The 16798-nt window shown below is 66.0% G+C and carries 13 protein-coding genes; 8 read left to right on the forward strand and 5 right to left on the reverse strand.

Annotation, left to right across the window (positions count from 1 at the left end; genetic code table 11):
- Positions 1 to 736: 736 nt before the first annotated feature.
- The 5 genes from ACOIX3_RS12010 to ACOIX3_RS12030 form a co-directional block, all read right to left on the reverse strand.
- A complete protein-coding gene (locus ACOIX3_RS12010; RefSeq protein WP_420970033.1) occupies positions 737 to 1516 on the reverse strand; it encodes an alpha/beta fold hydrolase in 780 nt (259 codons plus the stop codon).
- A 3-nt stretch (positions 1517 to 1519) separates the two neighbouring features.
- The gene (locus tag ACOIX3_RS12015; protein ID WP_420970034.1) at positions 1520 to 2815 is read right to left on the reverse strand and encodes an O-acetylhomoserine aminocarboxypropyltransferase; all 1296 of its coding nucleotides are present in this window, start codon (positions 2813 to 2815) and stop codon (positions 1520 to 1522) included.
- 47 nt (positions 2816 to 2862) lie between these two features.
- Positions 2863 to 4167 carry a nicotinate phosphoribosyltransferase gene (pncB, locus tag ACOIX3_RS12020; protein WP_092124890.1) on the reverse strand — a complete coding sequence of 435 codons (1305 nt, stop codon included), beginning with the start codon at positions 4165 to 4167 and terminating at the stop codon, positions 2863 to 2865.
- Between the two features lie 61 nt (positions 4168 to 4228).
- On the reverse strand, positions 4229 to 7762 hold the full coding sequence (locus ACOIX3_RS12025; protein ID WP_420970035.1) for a molybdopterin cofactor-binding domain-containing protein: 3534 nt from the start codon (positions 7760 to 7762) through the stop codon (positions 4229 to 4231).
- Positions 7762 to 8229, reverse strand: coding sequence for a (2Fe-2S)-binding protein (locus tag ACOIX3_RS12030; protein WP_420970036.1), 468 nt, complete (start codon positions 8227 to 8229; stop codon positions 7762 to 7764). The genes ACOIX3_RS12025 and ACOIX3_RS12030 overlap by 1 nt, the downstream gene beginning before the upstream one ends.
- A gap of 277 nt (positions 8230 to 8506) precedes the next feature.
- Between ACOIX3_RS12030 and ACOIX3_RS12035 the strand changes: the two genes are divergently transcribed.
- From ACOIX3_RS12035 to ACOIX3_RS12070, 8 genes are all read left to right on the forward strand, one after another.
- The gene (locus tag ACOIX3_RS12035; RefSeq protein ID WP_420970037.1) at positions 8507 to 9955 is read left to right on the forward strand and encodes a 6-hydroxynicotinate reductase; all 1449 of its coding nucleotides are present in this window, start codon (positions 8507 to 8509) and stop codon (positions 9953 to 9955) included.
- Positions 9952 to 10860 carry a UPF0280 family protein gene (locus ACOIX3_RS12040; protein WP_420970038.1) on the forward strand — a complete coding sequence of 303 codons (909 nt, stop codon included), beginning with the start codon at positions 9952 to 9954 and terminating at the stop codon, positions 10858 to 10860. Before ACOIX3_RS12035 ends, ACOIX3_RS12040 begins: the two co-directional genes overlap by 4 nt.
- Before the next feature lie 16 nt (positions 10861 to 10876).
- Entirely contained in the window at positions 10877 to 11461 is a 585-nt protein-coding gene (locus tag ACOIX3_RS12045; protein WP_029078203.1) for an amino acid synthesis family protein, read from the forward strand.
- Positions 11462 to 11489: 28 nt separating this feature from the next.
- A complete protein-coding gene (locus tag ACOIX3_RS12050) occupies positions 11490 to 12704 on the forward strand; it encodes an ABC transporter substrate-binding protein (RefSeq protein WP_420970039.1) in 1215 nt (404 codons plus the stop codon).
- A 194-nt stretch (positions 12705 to 12898) separates the two neighbouring features.
- Positions 12899 to 14788, forward strand: coding sequence for an ABC transporter permease (locus ACOIX3_RS12055; RefSeq protein ID WP_420970040.1), 1890 nt, complete (start codon positions 12899 to 12901; stop codon positions 14786 to 14788).
- Positions 14785 to 15576 carry an ABC transporter ATP-binding protein gene (locus tag ACOIX3_RS12060; RefSeq protein ID WP_092124897.1) on the forward strand — a complete coding sequence of 264 codons (792 nt, stop codon included), beginning with the start codon at positions 14785 to 14787 and terminating at the stop codon, positions 15574 to 15576. The genes ACOIX3_RS12055 and ACOIX3_RS12060 overlap by 4 nt, the downstream gene beginning before the upstream one ends.
- The gene (locus tag ACOIX3_RS12065; RefSeq protein WP_420970041.1) at positions 15573 to 16277 is read left to right on the forward strand and encodes an ABC transporter ATP-binding protein; all 705 of its coding nucleotides are present in this window, start codon (positions 15573 to 15575) and stop codon (positions 16275 to 16277) included. The genes ACOIX3_RS12060 and ACOIX3_RS12065 overlap by 4 nt, the downstream gene beginning before the upstream one ends.
- A 16-nt stretch (positions 16278 to 16293) precedes the next feature.
- The gene (locus ACOIX3_RS12070) at positions 16294 to 16749 is read left to right on the forward strand and encodes a MarR family winged helix-turn-helix transcriptional regulator (protein WP_092124899.1); all 456 of its coding nucleotides are present in this window, start codon (positions 16294 to 16296) and stop codon (positions 16747 to 16749) included.
- The last annotated feature ends 49 nt before the right edge of the window (positions 16750 to 16798 follow it).

Below are 16798 nucleotides of genomic sequence, written 5' to 3' on the forward strand. Positions count from 1 at the left end.
CCCGGTTGGACCCCCAATGGCGGCATTTGACCCACAGCGGTCCGTAGCCACTACGCAGCATCACGATGCGCGATCTTGTCCCGGCGTTATGCTCCACCGCCGCGTCCGTCAGGGAACGGTCACTATTTCTCCCGGAACGCGACCTGTTTGGTGTGATCGCTGTTCACCACCAGTACGGCCACCGCCACCCCTCATAGAGGTCCCAAGACGACACCAGGGGCGGCCCGTATGGATCGACCCGGTCGTCTTCAGGGCGATAGCGATATCGTGGAACAAGATAATAATCCCACGGAGTCGGCGTTATCACGGGTGTCGAGATCACGACCCTCGTTCGTTCATGAACGACTTGTGCCTTCCGCGTCCGGGCCTCAGCACCTGACGTCCCGAGGTTACACAGCACCAGGGCCGTTCCGAGAGAGCACGCGACGGTCATTGTCTTCATCTTCATGCATCGGCCTCCTGAGCTGAGAGTGCAAAAGGACTCAACGCAAGGCAAGCTAATTCGCTCTTGGCGACGGACAGCCTACGCTGTCGGACTGGGCGTTCGCGGTATTTTCGGAATAACAGAAGATATCGCTGAGTTGCCCGACGTGTCAAGTTGCTTGTCCGATTGCCGCCGCCGCCCTGCTACTTTGCATGGGGTTGTTTTCGATTTTTTGACGGCGCTCATCCGGCACGGACTTGCGTCAGCGCGAGCTTCTCCCACAGGGGAAAGGAAGAGGAACCCGCGGCTCCGCTACTGCAGCGCCGCCAGTAGCTCGTCGGGCTGCTCGACCATCATCATGTGGCCGGCGCCTGGCAGCACGACAGTGCGGGCATTCGGCGTCGCTGCGGCGAGCGCCTTGCCGGCCTTGGCGGGGGTCATCATGTCGCGCTCGCCGAGGACGAAGGTCGCGGGCACCTTGACCGCAGCCGCGGCGGTGAGCGCGTTCCGGTAGGCGTTGCAGGCGTTGAGGTCGTTGTACAGCACGCCCGGCTTGGCCTCCTGCAGCACCCGCTGCGCGCCCTGGTGCATCCACAGGCCGGGCGCGAGGCTGCCGCCGAGCTCGGCCTTGAAGCCGAGGCCCCAGATCGAGACCATGTCGATCGCGGCGACATCATTGGCCTCGGCGGCTTTCAGGAGATCGGGGCCGACCGTCATGGTCGCGGCGGTGCCGATCAGCGCGAGGCCGGAGACCTTGTCGGGATGCCGCGCCGAAGTCTCGATTGCGATCAGCGAGCCCATCGAATGGCCGATCAGCCGCGCCTTCGTTGCGCCGGCGGCGGTGATCAGCGCGGCGATCCAGTCGGCCATCTCGGCAATGGTCGCGATCGGTTTGCCGGCGGAGCGGCCGTGGCCGGGCAGATCCGGCGACAGCACGGAATAGCCGTGATGGGCGAACCAGCGGCTGTGCAGCGCCCAGGTCGAAGAGTCGAAGCCGGCGCCGTGGATCATCACGACGGCCGGCAGCGACGTATCGAACGGCTTGCCGCCGGTCGCGATGAAGGTGTCTGACCCGTTGACGGAAAGTTGCATGCCCTAAGTCCTTTGCGAGGCGCGCAGCGCCTGGCCGAGATCGTCGATGATGTCCTGCGCGGTCTCGATGCCGACCGACAGCCGCACCAGCTCCTCGCCGATGCCGGCGGCCTTGAGCTGCTCGGCATCCATCTGCTGATGCGTGGTGCTGGCGGGATGGATCACCAGCGTCTTGGCGTCGCCGACATTGGCGAGATGGCTGATCAGCTTCAAGGACTCGATGAACTTCTTGCCGGCGGCGCGGCCGCCCTTGATGCCGAAGCTGACGATCGAGCCGGCGCCGCGCGGCAACAGCTTCTTCGCCAGCGCGTAGTCCGGATGCGTCTCCAGCGACGGATGCAGCACCCAGTCGACTGCCTTGTTCGCGGTGAGGAAGTCCAGCACCGCATGGGTGTTGCTGACATGGCGGTCCATGCGGACGCCGAGCGTCTCGATGCCCTGCAGCAGCTGGAACGCGTTGGTCGGCGACAGGCAGGCGCCGAAATCGCGCAGGCCCTCGGTGCGGGCGCGCATGATGAAAGCCGCCTTGCCGAACTGCTCGTCGAAGACGATGCCGTGATAGCCGGCATAGGGCTCGGTGAGCTGCGGGAATTTGCCGGAGGCGCGCCAGTCGAACCGGCCGCCGTCGACGATGACGCCGCCGATCGCGATGCCGTGGCCGCCCATCCACTTGGTCGCCGAATTCATCGTGATGTCGGCGCCGAGCTCGATCGGCTGGCTCAGATAAGGCGTCGCGAAGGTGTTGTCGATCAGCAGCGGAATCTTCGCATCATGGGCGATCTGCGCGACCGCGGGGATATCGAGCACCTCGAGGCCGGGATTGCCGATGGTCTCGCCGATCACCAGCCGCGTATTCGGCTTGATCGCGGCGCGGAATTCATCGAGCGCGCGCGGCTTCACGAAGGTCGTGGTGATGCCGAAACGCGGCAGCGTGTGCGCCAAAATGTTGATGGTGCCGCCATAGAGCGAGGCGGAGGCGACGATGTGGTCGCCGGCATTGAGCAGGGTCGCGATCGCCAGATGCATTGCGGCCATGCCGCTGGCAGTACAGATCGCGCCGACGCCGCATTCCAGCGCGGCAATGCGCTCTTCCAGCACTGATGTGGTCGGATTTGAGATGCGCGTATAGATGTGGCCTGCGCGTTCAAGGTTGAACAGCGCCGCGGCATGGTCGGCGTCCTGGAACACGTAGGACGTGGTCTGATAGATCGGCACGGCGCGCGCGCCGGTCGTCGGATCGGGGCGCTGGCCGGCGTGCAGGCTCAAGGTTTCGAAGGCAGGCGGCTTGGGTGCGGGCATGCGAAAACTCGTCAGGTCAGTCGATCGGAGTGATCGGTATGTTGATTTTAGACGTGAACTGCGGTGCGAACGCGGCCGACATTGCCGAACACGCGCAGATAGCGCTCGACCTCTGTGGGGATGCCGGTCGCCTTCTCCGGATTGTCGGAGAGTTTGACGGCCGGGCGTCCGTCGACCGACGTCACCTTGCAGACGATCGAGATCGGATCGAGCTCGGCGGTGCCATCGGGCGCGCAGCCGACGAAATCGTTGGTGAGGTTGGTGCCCCAGCCGAAGCTGACGCGCACGCGCCCCTTGAAGTGATGGAACGTCTCCTCGATCGAGCCGACATCCATCGCGTCGGAGAACACCAGCAGCTTCTCCTTGGGGTCGCGGCCCTTCTGCTTCCACCACTTGATGATCTCTTCGCCGGCGGTGATCGGCGGCGCGCTGTCGGGACGAAAACCGGTCCAGTCGGCGACCCAGTCCGGCGCATCGCGCAGGAACGGCTTGGTGCCGAACGCATCGGGCAGCGCGATCAGCAGGTTGCCGCCATAAGCGTGGCGCCATTGGTCGAGGATGCGGTAGGGCGCCCAGCGCAGCTCCTGGTCGTCGTTGGCGAGTGCTGCGGCCACCATCGGCAGCTCGTGGGCGTTGGTGCCGATCGCCTCGAGGTCGTTGTCCATTGCGAGCAGCACGTTCGACGTTCCGGTGAAGGACGGGCCGAGGCCTTCCTTCACCGCCTCGACGCACCAGCGCTGCCACAGGAAGCCGTGACGGCGGCGCGTGCCGAAATCGGACAGCCGCAATCCGTCCAGCTTGCGCAGCCGCTCGACCTTGGCCCACAGCTTGGCCTTGGCGCGGGCGTAGAGCACGTCGAGGGCGAAGCGGCCGTAGGTCTTGGTCGCCGCGCGCGAGCGCAGCTCGTTGAGGATCGCGAGCGCCGGGATCTCCCACATCGTGGTGTGGGTCCACGGCCCGTGGAAATGCAGCTCATACTGGCCGTCGACCTTGTGCAGCTCGTATTCGGGCAGGCGGAAGGTCGAGAGCCAGTTGATGAAGTCGGGCGAGAACATCTGGGTCTTGCCGTAGAACGTGTTGCCGGCGAGCCAGATCAGTTCCTTCTTGGTGAAGCGGATGGTGCGGGCGTGGTCGAGCTGGGCGCGCAGCTCGCCCTCGTCGATGACCTCGGCAAGCCGGATATGGGTCGAGCGGTTGATCACCGAAAAGGTCGTCTGCGTGTCCGGGTAGCATTCCCGGATCATCTGCATCATCAACAGCTTGTAGAAATCGGTGTCCAGCAGGCTGCGCACGATCGGATCGAGCCGCCAGCCGTGATTATAGGTCCGGGTTGCAATATCTGTGACCGCCATGCCGGAACTGTAGCCTGCCGAACGGCGCCCGCCCAGAGGGTTTCGGGCGGAACATGGCAGGTCAGCGGGCTATATCCCGCCGGATACGGCCGACGGCCCTGGCAACATCGCTCCAGGCCGGCTTGCCCGGGGCGAATTGCTGCCGCAGGAAGGAGGCGAGCTCGGCGATCTGGCCGTCGTTCATGCTGTCCTTGAAGGCCGGCATGTAGCCCAGATCGGTCACGGCCGGCTTGGCGATGCCGTGCAGGATGACCTGGATCAGATTGTCGGGGGCGTCGCTGTGCAAATTGCTGTTCAGCGCCAACGACGGGCGGCTGCCGAACAGCGGCGGGCCGCCGACCTCATGGCAGACCGCGCAGGCGCCCTGATAGATCCGCGCGCCCGCCGAGGCGGCGGTGGTGACGGCTGTGGCGGCTTCGAGCTTGGCAACCAGCGCATCGTGCGTGGGCCGATCGGCGGTCTCGTTGAACGAGGCGAGGTAGACCGCCATCGCGCGGATGTCCTGCTCGGGCACCGCGGCGAGCTCCTGCACGACCGGCGCCATTGGTCCGGCGGCGACGCCATGCAGGCGTGACTCGCCGGTGCGCAAATAGGCGTAGAGTTCGTCCTCGCTCCAGGGGATCGGCGCCTTCGACAGCGACGTCAGCGCCGGCGCCTCCCAGCCCTCGGCGAAGCCGCCGGCGAGATAGGCGCCTTGCCGCTCAGCGCCGAGCGCATTGCGCGGCGAGTGGCAGGCGCTGCAATGGCCGAGTCCCTCGATCAGATAGGCTCCGCGATTCCACACCTCTGATTTCGATGGATCGGGCTGGAACGTGTTCGGCTGGTGGAACAGCGCATTCCACCCCGCAAGCAGCGACCGCACGTTGAACGGAAAAGCCAGCGCGTTTTTCGGGGTCTCGGCGCGCACCGGCGGCTGCGCCATCAGATAGGCGTAGAGCGCCTGCAGGTCGGCATCACTGGTCCTGGCAAAATGCGTGTACGGAAACGCCGGATAGAGATGGCGCCCGTCGCGATGAATGCCCTCGCGCATCGCGCGCTCGAAGGCGGGATAGGACCAGGCGCCGATGCCGGTGTCGACGTCGGGCGTGATGTTGGTCGTGTAGATCGTGCCGAACGGCGTTTCCAGCGGCCGGCCGCCGACGTTCGCGATGCCGTGCTTCGACGTGTGGCAGACGGCGCAGGCGCCGAGCGCCGCGAGCTCCTTGCCGCGCGCGATCGTTGCAGTGGAATAGACCGAGGCATCCGGCCGGGCGATCGGCGCAATCGCGCGCCAGGGCAGTACGGCGGCGCCGATGCCGATCGCCGCGGCGCAGAGCGCGGCAATGCCGGCGAGCACCCCGCCGCGTTTCGCAAACGGATTTTGCCATCTGTTGAGGTCGGCCGGCGGCGCGGGTGGCGCAAGTGGCACTGGCGCCACGGGCTGCTCGCCGTGCAGTCCCTTCAAAATGCGTTCCGGCGTGAACGGCGGCTCGCGAAAGCGGACGCCGGTCGCATCATAGATCGCATTGGCGATCGCGGCGGCGCTCGGCACCGAAGCGGACTCGCCGACGCCGAGCGGCGGCTGGTCCTGCCGCGGCAGCATCAGCACATCGATCTCGGGTAGATCGGGGAATTTGATGATGGGGTAGGCGCCCCATTCCCGCGCCGTCACCACACCGCGCTCGAACGACACTTCCTCCATCAGCGCGCGGCTGGTCGACTGGATGACGTTGCCTTCGATCTGGTGCCGCACGCCCTCCGGATTGATCATCAATCCCGAATCCTGGCCCGCCACGACGCGCGTCACGCTGACATCGCCGGTCGCCTTGTTCACCGCAACGTCGGCGATCCAGGCCGACCATGCCGCGCCGTAGCCGGGAAACTTGCTGTGCACGTAGAGCGCATAGGCAAAGCCGCGGCCGCGGACGATATCGCCTTCGGCTTCGGGCTCTTGGCGCACCGGGCGCGGCGTCCAGCCGGCGCGCTCGGCAACCGCGTTGACGAGATCGATCGCGCGCTTATCCCTGAGATAGCGCAGCCGGTATTCGATCGGATCGACCTCGGCCTCGGCGGCAAGCTCGTCGATGTAGGATTCATGCGCGAACGTATTGGGCAGCGCCGAGACGCCGCGAAGCCACGAGGCGCGCACGATCGGCGGCATGTCGTTGGCGACCACGCGCATGTTCTCGTAGTCGTAGGGCGGGATCGCGGTGCGGTCGCCCATCTCGAACACGGTGGCTTCAGGCGCGATCCGTCCGGTGAGCAGCAGCGCCAGGGTCGGCGCGCCGTTCGAGGGATAGCGCGTAACAAAGTCGTATCCGGCGACGCTGCCGTCGGCATTGAGCCCGCCGTTGACGTCCATCAGCTGCGCGGTGCCCTTCGGCTCCCACGCATGTTCCTGCTCGCGGGTGAGCTGGACGCGCACCGGGCGGCCGACCGCGCGCGACAGCAGCAGCGCATCGGCCGAGACGTCGTCGGCGCAGTTGCGGCCGTAGCAGCCGGCGGCCTCCATCCTGAAGATGTCGATCTCGGATTCCGGCCGCTGGATCAAGAGCGCCAGATCGCCGCGCAGGATGTGCGGGTTCTGCGTGCCGGACCAGACCCGGATCGCGCCTTCGCTGCAATCGGCGACCGCGCAAGACGGACCGATCGAGCCGTGCATCTGGTAGGGCCAGACGTAGGTCCGCTGCATCGGCTTGGTCGCCGCCTTGATCGCGGCGTCGACGTCGCCTCTGTCGATCAGCTGGCGCGGCGTCGAGGGATTGGCGCGCAGCGCCTGCTCGATGTCGGAGAGGTCGGTCAGAACAGGTCCCGGCTTCCAGCTCACCTTGAGCTGCGCGGCGGCCTTGATCGCGTTCTCCTCGCGTTCGGCGACGACGCCGACGAAGTCGCCGATTCGCACCACCGCGACGAGGCCGGGAATGTTCCGCACCGAAGCTTCATCGACCGCGATCAGGCTGGTGCCGACGAACGGTCCGGCGTCGACGCCGGCATAGGGCGGACGGACGACGCGGCCATGCAGCATGCCGGGCACGCGCACATCGTGGACGTAGACCAGCTCGCCGGTGGCCTTCGCCGGCAGATCGACGCGCGGCACCGACCTGCCGACGACGGAATAGGCGCTCACGGCCTTGAGCGGAACGTCGTCGGCGAACTCGAGCCGGATGGTCTCATCCGCTATCAACTCGCCATAGCTGATGCTGCGGTTGTCGTGGCCACGGACCAGGCCGTCCTCGATCGTGAGGTCGCCAGCAGGCAGTTCGAGCCGCTCCGCCGCACGCGCGAGCAAAAAGTGCCGCGCCTGCGCGGCGGCCTTGCGCAGGGGAATGGCGGTGATCTGGATGGTCTCGCTTGCGATCGTCGCGCCCTGGTTCGGCACCACGGCGGTGTCGCCGAGGATCACGACGACGCGGGCAAACGAGACGTCGAGCTCTTCGGCGACGATCTGTCCGAGCGCGGTGCGGATGCCGGTGCCGAGATCGACATGGCCGTTATAGGCGTTGACCGAGCCGTCAGCCGTGATGGTGATGAAGGTCTCGAACGCGCCTTCCGCGCCGAGCACTGCGGGGCGAACGACGGACAGCGAGCCGCGCTTGCGTTGCTCCGAACCGGCCATCAATCGCGCGCCTCGAGCGCGTGGCCGGCAGCGCGCATCGCCGCGCGGATGATTTCGATATGCGCGCCGCAGCGGCAAAGATTGTAGCGCAGCGCTTCCAGCACCTCATGCTCGGACGGATGGGGATTGCGCGTCAGCAAGGCCTTGGTGGTGATGATCATGCCGTTGAGGCAATAGCCGCACTGCGCGGCCTGTTCGCGAATGAAGGCATCCTGCACCGGATCCGGATGCTCGCGGCTGCCGAGCCCTTCCAGCGTGACGATGTCGCGCCCGGCGCAGCCTTCGATCGGAATCACGCAGGCGCGCGCAGCGACGCCGTCGATCAGCACCGCGCAGGCGCCGCACTCGCCGAGCCCGCAGCCGTATTTCGGTCCGTTCAATGCGAGATCGTTGCGCAGCACGTAAAGCAATGCGGTGTCGGGAGCGGCGTCGACATCATGATTCCTGCCGTTCACGGTCAGGCGCATCGCTCCGGTTCTCCCCTATGTTTTGCGCTGCAATGTCAGCGTCAAATCCGCCGATGAGGATAACGTTTGTATACAAACGTGCAAGCGGCGGCATGCCGCGCTGCAGCGAGTGCACGCTTTATGAACAGGGTGCGCAAGCGAATGGCAGCGTTTGATCGCAAAGCCCGCTTGACAGGTCCCGGGCTCGCGCGCAGGATCATTCGTATACGAATGATATAGGCGTGGAGGCGGAAGCGCAGTATGATCGACCGCCACCACAAGTCCAGGCTTGGTCACGATGGCTGACACAATGACCGTCGCCGCCGGCGACAAGATCCGCTGCGATGCCTGTCCGGTGATGTGCTACATCAAGCCGGGCGCGGCCGGCGCGTGCGACCGTTATGCCAATCACGACGGCACGCTGGTGCGCGTCGATCCGCATGTCGTGCTGGAGCGCACGGTCTCGCATGGCGGCAAGCTGGTGCCGTTCCAGGCGAGCGGCGACTGGGACGGCAAGATCGTCCGTCATCCCGAACTGTTCGTCACCGCGATCGGCGCCGGAACCACCTATCCGGACTACAAGCCGGCGCCCTTCATCGTGTCGTCGGAGGTCGATGGCGTCGACATGGTTACCGTGGTGACCGAGGGCATTTTCTCCTATTGCGGCGTCAAGCTGAAGATCGACACCGACCGCTATCTCGGGCCGGAGACCGCGATCGTCCGCGCCGACGGCGAGGCGGTCGGCCATGTCACGACCAGCGAATATGGCTCGCAGATGCTCTCGCTGGGCGGTGTGCATCATCTGACCGGCGGCTCCAAGAAGGAGGGCCGCGTCACCTGCGATACGCTGATGGATCTCTCCAACTGCAAGGCGGTGGAGCTGACCATCGATGGCGGCGCGACCGTGGTGGTGCAGGCGGGCAAGCCGCCGATCGTCAATGGCATGGCGGAAGAGCGGATGCGGGTCGGCTGCGGCTCGGCGACCATCGGCATGTTCGCCAAGCAGTGGCACGGCAAGGTCGACGAGGTCGTGGTGGTCGACGACCACATCACCGGGGTGCTCAGCGAGCACCAGGCCGGCAAGCTGCTCGACATCGCCGACACCGGCATCAAGATGAAGGGGCGCCGTTCGACGCCCGGCCGCTACTTCCAGGTCGCCGATCCCGGCACCGGATGGGGCGGCACCAACATCTCCGATCCGCTGTCGATCCTCGGTCCCTTCAATGCCAAGGAAGCGCGGCCGGGGCTCACCATGCTGATGGTCTCGACCACCGGCGAGCATGCGTCCTATTACGTGCTCGACGAGGCGCTCAAGCCGATCGAGACCGAGATGCCGGCGGACCTGAAATTCTCGGTCGAGCGCATCCAGGAAAATTGCGAGCCGGCGCTCTGCACGGTGCTGTTCATGGGCGGCGCCGGCGGCTCGCTGCGCGCCGGCGTCACCGACAATCCGGTGCGGCTGACCCGCTCGGTGAAGGACGCGCTGACGCGGGTGACCAGCGGCGGCGCGCCGGTCTATGTCTGGCCGGGCGGCGGCATCACCTTCATGGTCGATGTCACGCAGATGCCGGCCGGCGCCTTCGGCTATGTGCCGACACCGGCGCTGGTGGCGCCGATCGAATTCACGATGAAGCTGTCGGATTATGCGGCGCTCGGCGGCCATATGGATTTTGTCCGGCCGCTATCGTCGCTGCGCGACAGCGCCGAAGTCCGGCCAATGCCTCATCTTCCCGGGCGACGCGCATGACGAGGCTCCCGCAAATCGCGCTTCTTCCTGACGGCAAGCGGCTGCATTTGCAGGACGGCCCGATTGATCTGGTTATCGAGGCCAAGGGCAGCAGCGCGGACGTCAGCGCCGCCTATCGAGCGGCGGCGGAACGCTTCACCGGTTTGCTCGACGAACTCTGCGCGGAACTTGCCGCGCTGCGCGGCGCGGCCGATCCGCAGCGCTGCGCACTGAAGGGCGTCGTCGCCCGCCGTATGCATGCGGCGGTCGCACCGTTTGCCGCCGGCGGCTTCATCACGCCGATGGCGGCGGTCGCGGGTTCGGTCGCCGAGGAAATCCTCGGCGCGATGCTGCAGAAGGCGCCGCTCGACCGCGCATATGTCAACAATGGCGGCGATATCGCGTTGCATCTCGGCGATGGCGAGCAATTCACCGTCGGCCTGATGGACCGACCGGACCGTCATGGCGTGATGCGCACCATGACCGTCGATGCCGATATGCCAGTCCGCGGCATCGCGACCAGCGGCCGCCACGGCCGCAGCTTCTCGCTTGGCATCGCCGACGCCGTCACCGTGCTGGCGCGGACGGCGTCGCAGGCCGATGCCGCCGCGACCGTGATCGCCAATGCGGTCGATCTGCCGGGCCATCCTGCGATCCTGCGCGTTCCGGCAAGCGAGCTGCAGCCCGACAGCGACCTCGGCGCGCGGCTGGTGACGCGCGACGTCGGACCGCTGGCGGAACACGAGATCGAGCAGGCGCTGGAGGCAGGGGCGGCGCGGGCGCGTGACCTACTGACGTCGGGATTGATCGAGGGCACGGCATTGCGTCTACTGGGCGAAACACGGCTTGTTGGTGCAACTGGCAACGGGACGCCGGCGTCGCACGCGTTTCAGGCAAAAACGACAGAATACCTGCTGCAGGCATGACCGGGAGCGAGCCAAGATGAGCGCCGTCATTCGCAAGATCGTCACCGTGGTCGAGGAGACCCATCTGGAGATGGGCAAGACCATCGCACCGCCGACCCGCCGCGCCGCGGCGATCGCGGTGATCGAAAATCCCTTCGCCGGCCGCTATGTCGAGGATCTGTCGCCGTTGATCGCGATCGGCGAGGAACTTGGCGAATTGCTCTCGAAGCGGGCCGTCGCCGCGCTCGGCATCGACGGCGCCAAGGCGCACAGCTACGGCAAGGCCGCCGCGGTCGGCGAAAATGGCGAGCTCGAGCACGCGGCGGCGATCCTGCATCCGAAGATGGGCGCGCCGGTGCGCAAGGTGCTTTCCAAGGGCGCGGCGCTGATCCCGTCGTCGAAGAAGCGCTCGGGTCCCGGCACCACGCTGGATATTCCGCTCGGGCACAAGGACGCCGCCTTCGTGCGCAGCCATTTCGACGGCATGGAGGTGCAGATCAACGACGCGCCGCGGGCCAACGAGATCATGGTCGCGGTCGCGGTGACCGACAGCGGGCGGCCGCTGCCGCGCGTCGGCGGGCTGACGGTTGATGAGGTCAAGGGCGAAGACGGATTGCGATAATCTCTTTAGAGAAAAACTGGAGGACGGGATGCGTGGTTATTTCGTAGGGGCGGGATTGGCGATCGCGGTCGCGACCATGGCAACGGGCGCCATGACAACGCGGGCCATGGCGCAGAGCGAAGTCAAGATCGGCGAGATCAACTCTTACTCGTTGCTGCCGGCGTTCACCGAGCCCTATCGCAAGGGCTGGCAGCTCGCGGTGGAGGAGATCAATGCGGCTGGCGGCATCAACGGCAAGAAGCTCGTCGTCATTTCCAAGGATGACGGCGGCAAGCCGGCCGATGCGCAGACCGCGGCCAACGAGCTGGTGTCGAACGAAAACGTCGCGATGCTCACCGGCACGTTCCTTTCTAACATCGGTCTCGCGGTCAGCGACTTCGCCAACCAGAAGAAGGTGTTTTTCCTGGCAGCAGAGCCTTTGACGGATGCCATCACCTGGTCGAAGGGCAACCGCTACACGTTCCGCCTTCGCCCCTCCAACTACATGCAGGCGGCGATGCTGGTGGAGGAAGCGGCGAAGCTTCCTGCAAAACGCTGGGCGACAATCGCGCCGAACTATGAATACGGCCAGTCGGCGGTCGCGGTGTTCAAGAAGCTGATGTCGGAGAAGCGGCCCGATATCCAGTGGGTCGACGAGCAGTGGCCGCCGCAGGGCAAGATCGACGCGGGCCCGGTGGTGCAGGCGACTGCCGCCGCGAACCCCGAGGCGATCCTCAACGTCACCTTCGGTGCCGACCTCGTCAAGCTCGTGCGCGAGGGCAACACCCGCGGCCTGTTCAAGGGCCGTACGGTGGTCAGCTTCCTGACCGGCGAGCCGGAATATCTCGATCCGCTGAAGGACGAGACGCCGGAGGGTTGGATCGTCACCGGTTATCCCTGGTATTCGATCAAGACGCCGGAGCACGATGCGTTCCTGAAGGCCTACCAGGCCAAGTACAACGACTATCCGCGGCTCGGCTCGATCGTCGGCTACCAGACCATCAAGGCAGCGGCGGCGATCCTTGCGAAGGCAGGCTCGTCAGACCCGGAGAAGCTGATCGCGGCGGCGGAGGGCATCTCGATGCCGTCGCCGTTCGGCGAGATCACCTTCCGCAAGATCGATCACCAGTCGACGCTTGGCGCCTTCACCGGCAAGACCGCGCTGAAGGATGGCAAGGGCATCATGGTCGATACCGCCTATCGCAAGGGCTCGGACTATCTGCCCAGCGATGCCGAAATCGAGAAGCTCCGGCCGAAGGATTGAGGCTTCTTCTCCCTCGCCCCGCTCTTGCGGGGAAAGGGTCGGGGTGAGGGGCTCTTTCCGCGAACTGTGTTCGTGGAGGCAGCCCCTCACCCGGATCGCTCCGCGATCCGACCTCTCCCCGCAAGAGCGGGGCGAGGTGAACAAGACCGACGCGGCGACCTCGATCGACGCGCTTACTCCAACGCGGACCGCCCATGGCCTTCTATGTCGTCCAGTTCCTGACCGGTCTCGCCAGCGCGGCGTCGCTGTTCCTGGTCGCTTCGGGTCTGTCGATCATCTTCGGCGTGACGCGGATCGTGAATTTCGCGCATGGCGCGTTCTACATGCTCGGCGCCTATGTCGCGTTCACGCTGACCGAGCGCTTCTCGGGCGCGTTCGGCTTTTGGGGCGGCATTGTCGTTGCGGCGCTGGTCGTTGCTGTGATCGGGGTGCTGGTCGAGATGGTGCTGCTGCGCCGGATTTACCATTCGCCCGAGCTGTTTCAGTTGCTCGCCACCTTCGGCCTCACGCTGATGGTCGAGGACCTCGTGGTGCTGATCTGGGGGCCGGACGATCTGGTCGGCCGCCGCGCGCCGGGCTTCAAGGGCGCGATCGATTTCTTCGGCCAGAACATTCCGAGCTACGACCTGTTCCTGATCGTGCTCGGACCGGTCGTGCTCGGTGTGCTCTGGCTCTTGTTCCAGCGCACCCGCTGGGGTGTGCTGGTGCGGGCGGCGACGCAGGACCGCGACATGGTCGCAGCGCTCGGCGTCAATCAGAAATGGCTGTTCACCAGCGTGTTCGCGCTCGGTGTCTTCCTCGCTGCGCTCGGCGGCGCGCTGCAGATCCCGCGCGATGCGGTCAACCACGCGATGGATCTGCGCGTCATCGTCGAGGTCTTCGTCGTGGTCGTGATCGGCGGCCTCGGCAGCATCATCGGCGCCTTCGTCGCGGCGGTGCTGGTGTCTGAGCTCAACGCGTTCGGCATCCTGATCTTCCCGAAGATCTCCATCATCCTGGTGTTCCTGGTGATGGCGGTGGTACTGATCGTCCGTCCGTGGGGGCTGTTCGGCAAGCCGGAAGCTCCGGCGCGGCGCACACCGGGCCTCACGGTCAATCCGTGGCGGCCGTTGACGATGAACGAGCGGCTTACCGCGATCGCGGCGCTTGTGCTCGCCGCTGCGCTGCCGTTCGTCGCTGGCAATTACGTGCTCACCGTCGGCTCGGAGATCGCGATCTTCGTGATCTTCGCGGTCAGCCTGCACTTCCTGATGTCGGTCGGCGGGCTCGCCTCGTTCGGCCATGCCGCCTATTTCGGCCTCGGTGCCTATGGCGTGGCACTGCTTGCCAAGATGGCGGGCTTGCCGATGATTGCCTGCCTGCTGCTCGGCCCACTGCTCGGGCTGCTCGGCGCCGCGGTGTTCGGCTTCTTCGCGGTGCAGCTCTCGGGCGTCTATTTCGCGATGCTGACGCTGGCCTTTGCCCAGATCGTCTGGTCGATCGCGTTCCAGTGGGTGTCGGTGACCGGCGGCGACAACGGCATTCTCGGGGTCTGGCCGGAGAAATGGGCGGCGAGCCCGTCGCATTTCTACTGGCTGTCGCTCGGCATCGCCGCGCTCGCGGTCGCGATCCTGCGCATCATCGTGTTCTCGCCGTTCGGCTTTGCGCTGCGCGCCACACGCGACTCGCCGCTGCGCAGTGAAGCCGTCGGCATCAACGGCAAACGCATCCAGTGGACCGCCTTCGTGATCGCGGGCACGGTCGCCGGCCTTGCCGGCGCGCTGTTCGCCTACCTCAAGGGCAGCGTCTTCCCTGACAACATGGGCATCTCGCTGTCGGTCGACGCACTGGTCATGGTGCTGCTCGGCGGCGTCGAGACGGTGTCGGGCGCGGTGGTCGGCGCGATCGTCTACAAGGCGCTCAACATCTGGCTGGTCAGCCAGACCGATCTCTCAAAACTCGTGCTCGGCGGCTTCGTCGTCCTGATCGTGGTCGCCTTCCCGAAGGGCATCGTCGGCACGCTGGAAGCGCTCATGCATCGCCGGCGCAAATCGTCGTCGGCGGCGTCGCCTTTGCTCACCTCCCGCATCGAGACTGCCGAATGAGCATGGTTCCCACATTGCTGTCGGTCGAAGGGCTGACCAAATCCTATGGCGGCGTGCACGCCGTGCGCGGCGTCTCGTTCGAATTGCGCGCCGGCGAGATCCTGGCGTTGATCGGGCCGAACGGCGCGGGCAAGAGCACCTGCTTCGACATGCTCAACGGCCAGAACATTCCCGATAGCGGCCGCATCCGCGTGCTGGGCGCGGAAACTACCGGCAAGAAACCGCGCGTGATCTGGCGGATGGGCGTCGGCCGCACCTTCCAGATCGCGGCGACATTCCCGACCATGACGGTGCGCGAGAACGTGCAGGTCGCGCTGGTGTCGCATGGCGGGCAGTTGTTCAACCTGTGGGCCTCGACCGCGCGGCAGGCACGCGACGAGGCCGGGCGGCTGCTCGACCTGGTCGGCATGGGCGCCTATGCGGAGCGGCCCTGCGGCGAGCTCGCCTATGGCGACGTCAAGCGGCTGGAGCTTGCGATCGCGCTCGCCAACCAGCCGAAGCTGCTGCTGATGGACGAGCCGACCGCCGGCATGGCGCCGCGCGAGCGCGTCGAGCTGATGCGCCTGACCGCACGGATCGCGCGCGAGCAGTCGATCGGCGTTCTCTTCACCGAGCACGACATGGACGTGGTGTTCGAGCATGCCGACCGCATCCTGGTGCTCAACCGCGGCAGCCTGATCGCCGAAGGCTCGCCCGAGGAAGTGCGCGGCAATGCCCAGGTGCGGGCGATCTATCTCGGCGAAGGCCTTCTCTATGACGCCCGGCACCGCGAGGGAGCATCGGCATGAAGCTCACGGTGAAGGACCTCAACAGCTTCTACGGTCCGGCGCATATCCTGTTCGACATCGCGCTCGAGGTCGGCGAGGGCGAGGTGGTCGCATTGCTCGGCCGCAACGGCGCCGGGAAATCGACTACGTTCCGCTCCATCGTCGGCCTGGTCGAGAACCGCTCCGGCCGCGTGATGTTCGAGGGCCGGGACGTCTCTGAACTGCCGACGCATGCGATCGTGCGCGGCGGGCTCGGTTATGTGCCGGAGGAGCGGCGCATCTTCACGGATTTGACGGTCGAGGAGAATCTCGAGGTCGGCCGCCAGCCCAAGCGGGCCAATGCACCGCAATGGGACCGCGAGAAACTGTTCAAGCTGTTCCCCAATCTCGGCGAGATGCGCGGCCGGCCCGGCGGGCGCATGAGCGGCGGCGAGCAGCAGATGCTGACGATCGCGCGCACGCTGATGGGCAATCCGTCGCTGGTGCTGCTCGACGAGCCCTCGGAAGGCCTGTCGCCGAAGATCGTCGAGCAGATGGTCGATGCGATCCTGGCGATGAAGAAAGAGGGCGTCAGCATCGTCGTATCAGAGCAGAATCTGCATTTCGCCAGGCTGATCTCGGATCGCGCCTACATCATCGAGCGCGGCCGGATCTGTTTTGGCGGCACCATGGCGGAACTCGATGCGCGTCCGGATGTCCGCGACGCGCATCTGTCGCTGTAACGGGTGGGGTAAAACGATGGCGAGGAGTGCTGCACAGAAGCGAAGCGTCAAGGCGGCCAAGCCCGGATACGTGCTGGACGAGCAGATCGGCTTCATCCTGCGCCAGGTGTCGCAGCGCCACGCCGTGATCTTCGCCCGCGAGATCGGCATCAACCTGACGCCGACGCAATGGGCGGCGCTGTCGAAGCTGTCGGAGGTCGGGCCATGCTCGCAGAACCAGCTCGGGCGGCTGACCTCGATGGACGTTGCGACCATCAAGGGCGTGATCGATCGCCTGACCGCGCGCGGCCTGACCGAGACCTCGCCCGATCCCGACGACGGCCGCCGGCTCATGGTGAGCCTGACGCGTGCCGGCCAGCAGATGGCCGACAAGGCCGCGCCGAATGCGCTGGTGATCTCCCGGGAGACGTTGGCCCCGCTCGACGCCAAGGAGCGCGAGACCCTGATGGCGCTGCTCGGCAGGCTGCGGTGATCTTACCCTCCCCTGGAGGGGGAGGGTCGGATCACATCGAGCATAGCGA

Source organism: Bradyrhizobium sp. B120 (genome assembly GCF_049075665.1).
GTDB lineage: Bacteria > Pseudomonadota > Alphaproteobacteria > Rhizobiales > Xanthobacteraceae > Bradyrhizobium.

What these genes read in the sequence shown, in the direction of transcription:
- ACOIX3_RS12015 (WP_420970034.1), bottom strand. Translation starts at nt 2,815, where the DNA reads ATGCCCGCACCCAAGCCGCCTGCCTTCGAAACCTTGAGCCTGCACGCC.
- ACOIX3_RS12070 (WP_092124899.1), top strand. Translation starts at nt 16,294, where the DNA reads ATGGCGAGGAGTGCTGCACAGAAGCGAAGCGTCAAGGCGGCCAAGCCC.
- ACOIX3_RS12060 (WP_092124897.1), top strand. Translation starts at nt 14,785, where the DNA reads ATGAGCATGGTTCCCACATTGCTGTCGGTCGAAGGGCTGACCAAATCC.
- ACOIX3_RS12010 (WP_420970033.1), bottom strand. Translation starts at nt 1,516, where the DNA reads ATGCAACTTTCCGTCAACGGGTCAGACACCTTCATCGCGACCGGCGGC.
- pncB (WP_092124890.1), bottom strand. Translation starts at nt 4,167, where the DNA reads ATGGCGGTCACAGATATTGCAACCCGGACCTATAATCACGGCTGGCGG.
- ACOIX3_RS12045 (WP_029078203.1), top strand. Translation starts at nt 10,877, where the DNA reads ATGAGCGCCGTCATTCGCAAGATCGTCACCGTGGTCGAGGAGACCCAT.
- ACOIX3_RS12025 (WP_420970035.1), bottom strand. Translation starts at nt 7,762, where the DNA reads ATGGCCGGTTCGGAGCAACGCAAGCGCGGCTCGCTGTCCGTCGTTCGC.
- ACOIX3_RS12065 (WP_420970041.1), top strand. Translation starts at nt 15,573, where the DNA reads ATGAAGCTCACGGTGAAGGACCTCAACAGCTTCTACGGTCCGGCGCAT.
- ACOIX3_RS12040 (WP_420970038.1), top strand. Translation starts at nt 9,952, where the DNA reads ATGACGAGGCTCCCGCAAATCGCGCTTCTTCCTGACGGCAAGCGGCTG.
- ACOIX3_RS12030 (WP_420970036.1), bottom strand. Translation starts at nt 8,229, where the DNA reads ATGCGCCTGACCGTGAACGGCAGGAATCATGATGTCGACGCCGCTCCC.
- ACOIX3_RS12035 (WP_420970037.1), top strand. Translation starts at nt 8,507, where the DNA reads ATGGCTGACACAATGACCGTCGCCGCCGGCGACAAGATCCGCTGCGAT.
- ACOIX3_RS12050 (WP_420970039.1), top strand. Translation starts at nt 11,490, where the DNA reads ATGCGTGGTTATTTCGTAGGGGCGGGATTGGCGATCGCGGTCGCGACC.
- ACOIX3_RS12055 (WP_420970040.1), top strand. Translation starts at nt 12,899, where the DNA reads ATGGCCTTCTATGTCGTCCAGTTCCTGACCGGTCTCGCCAGCGCGGCG.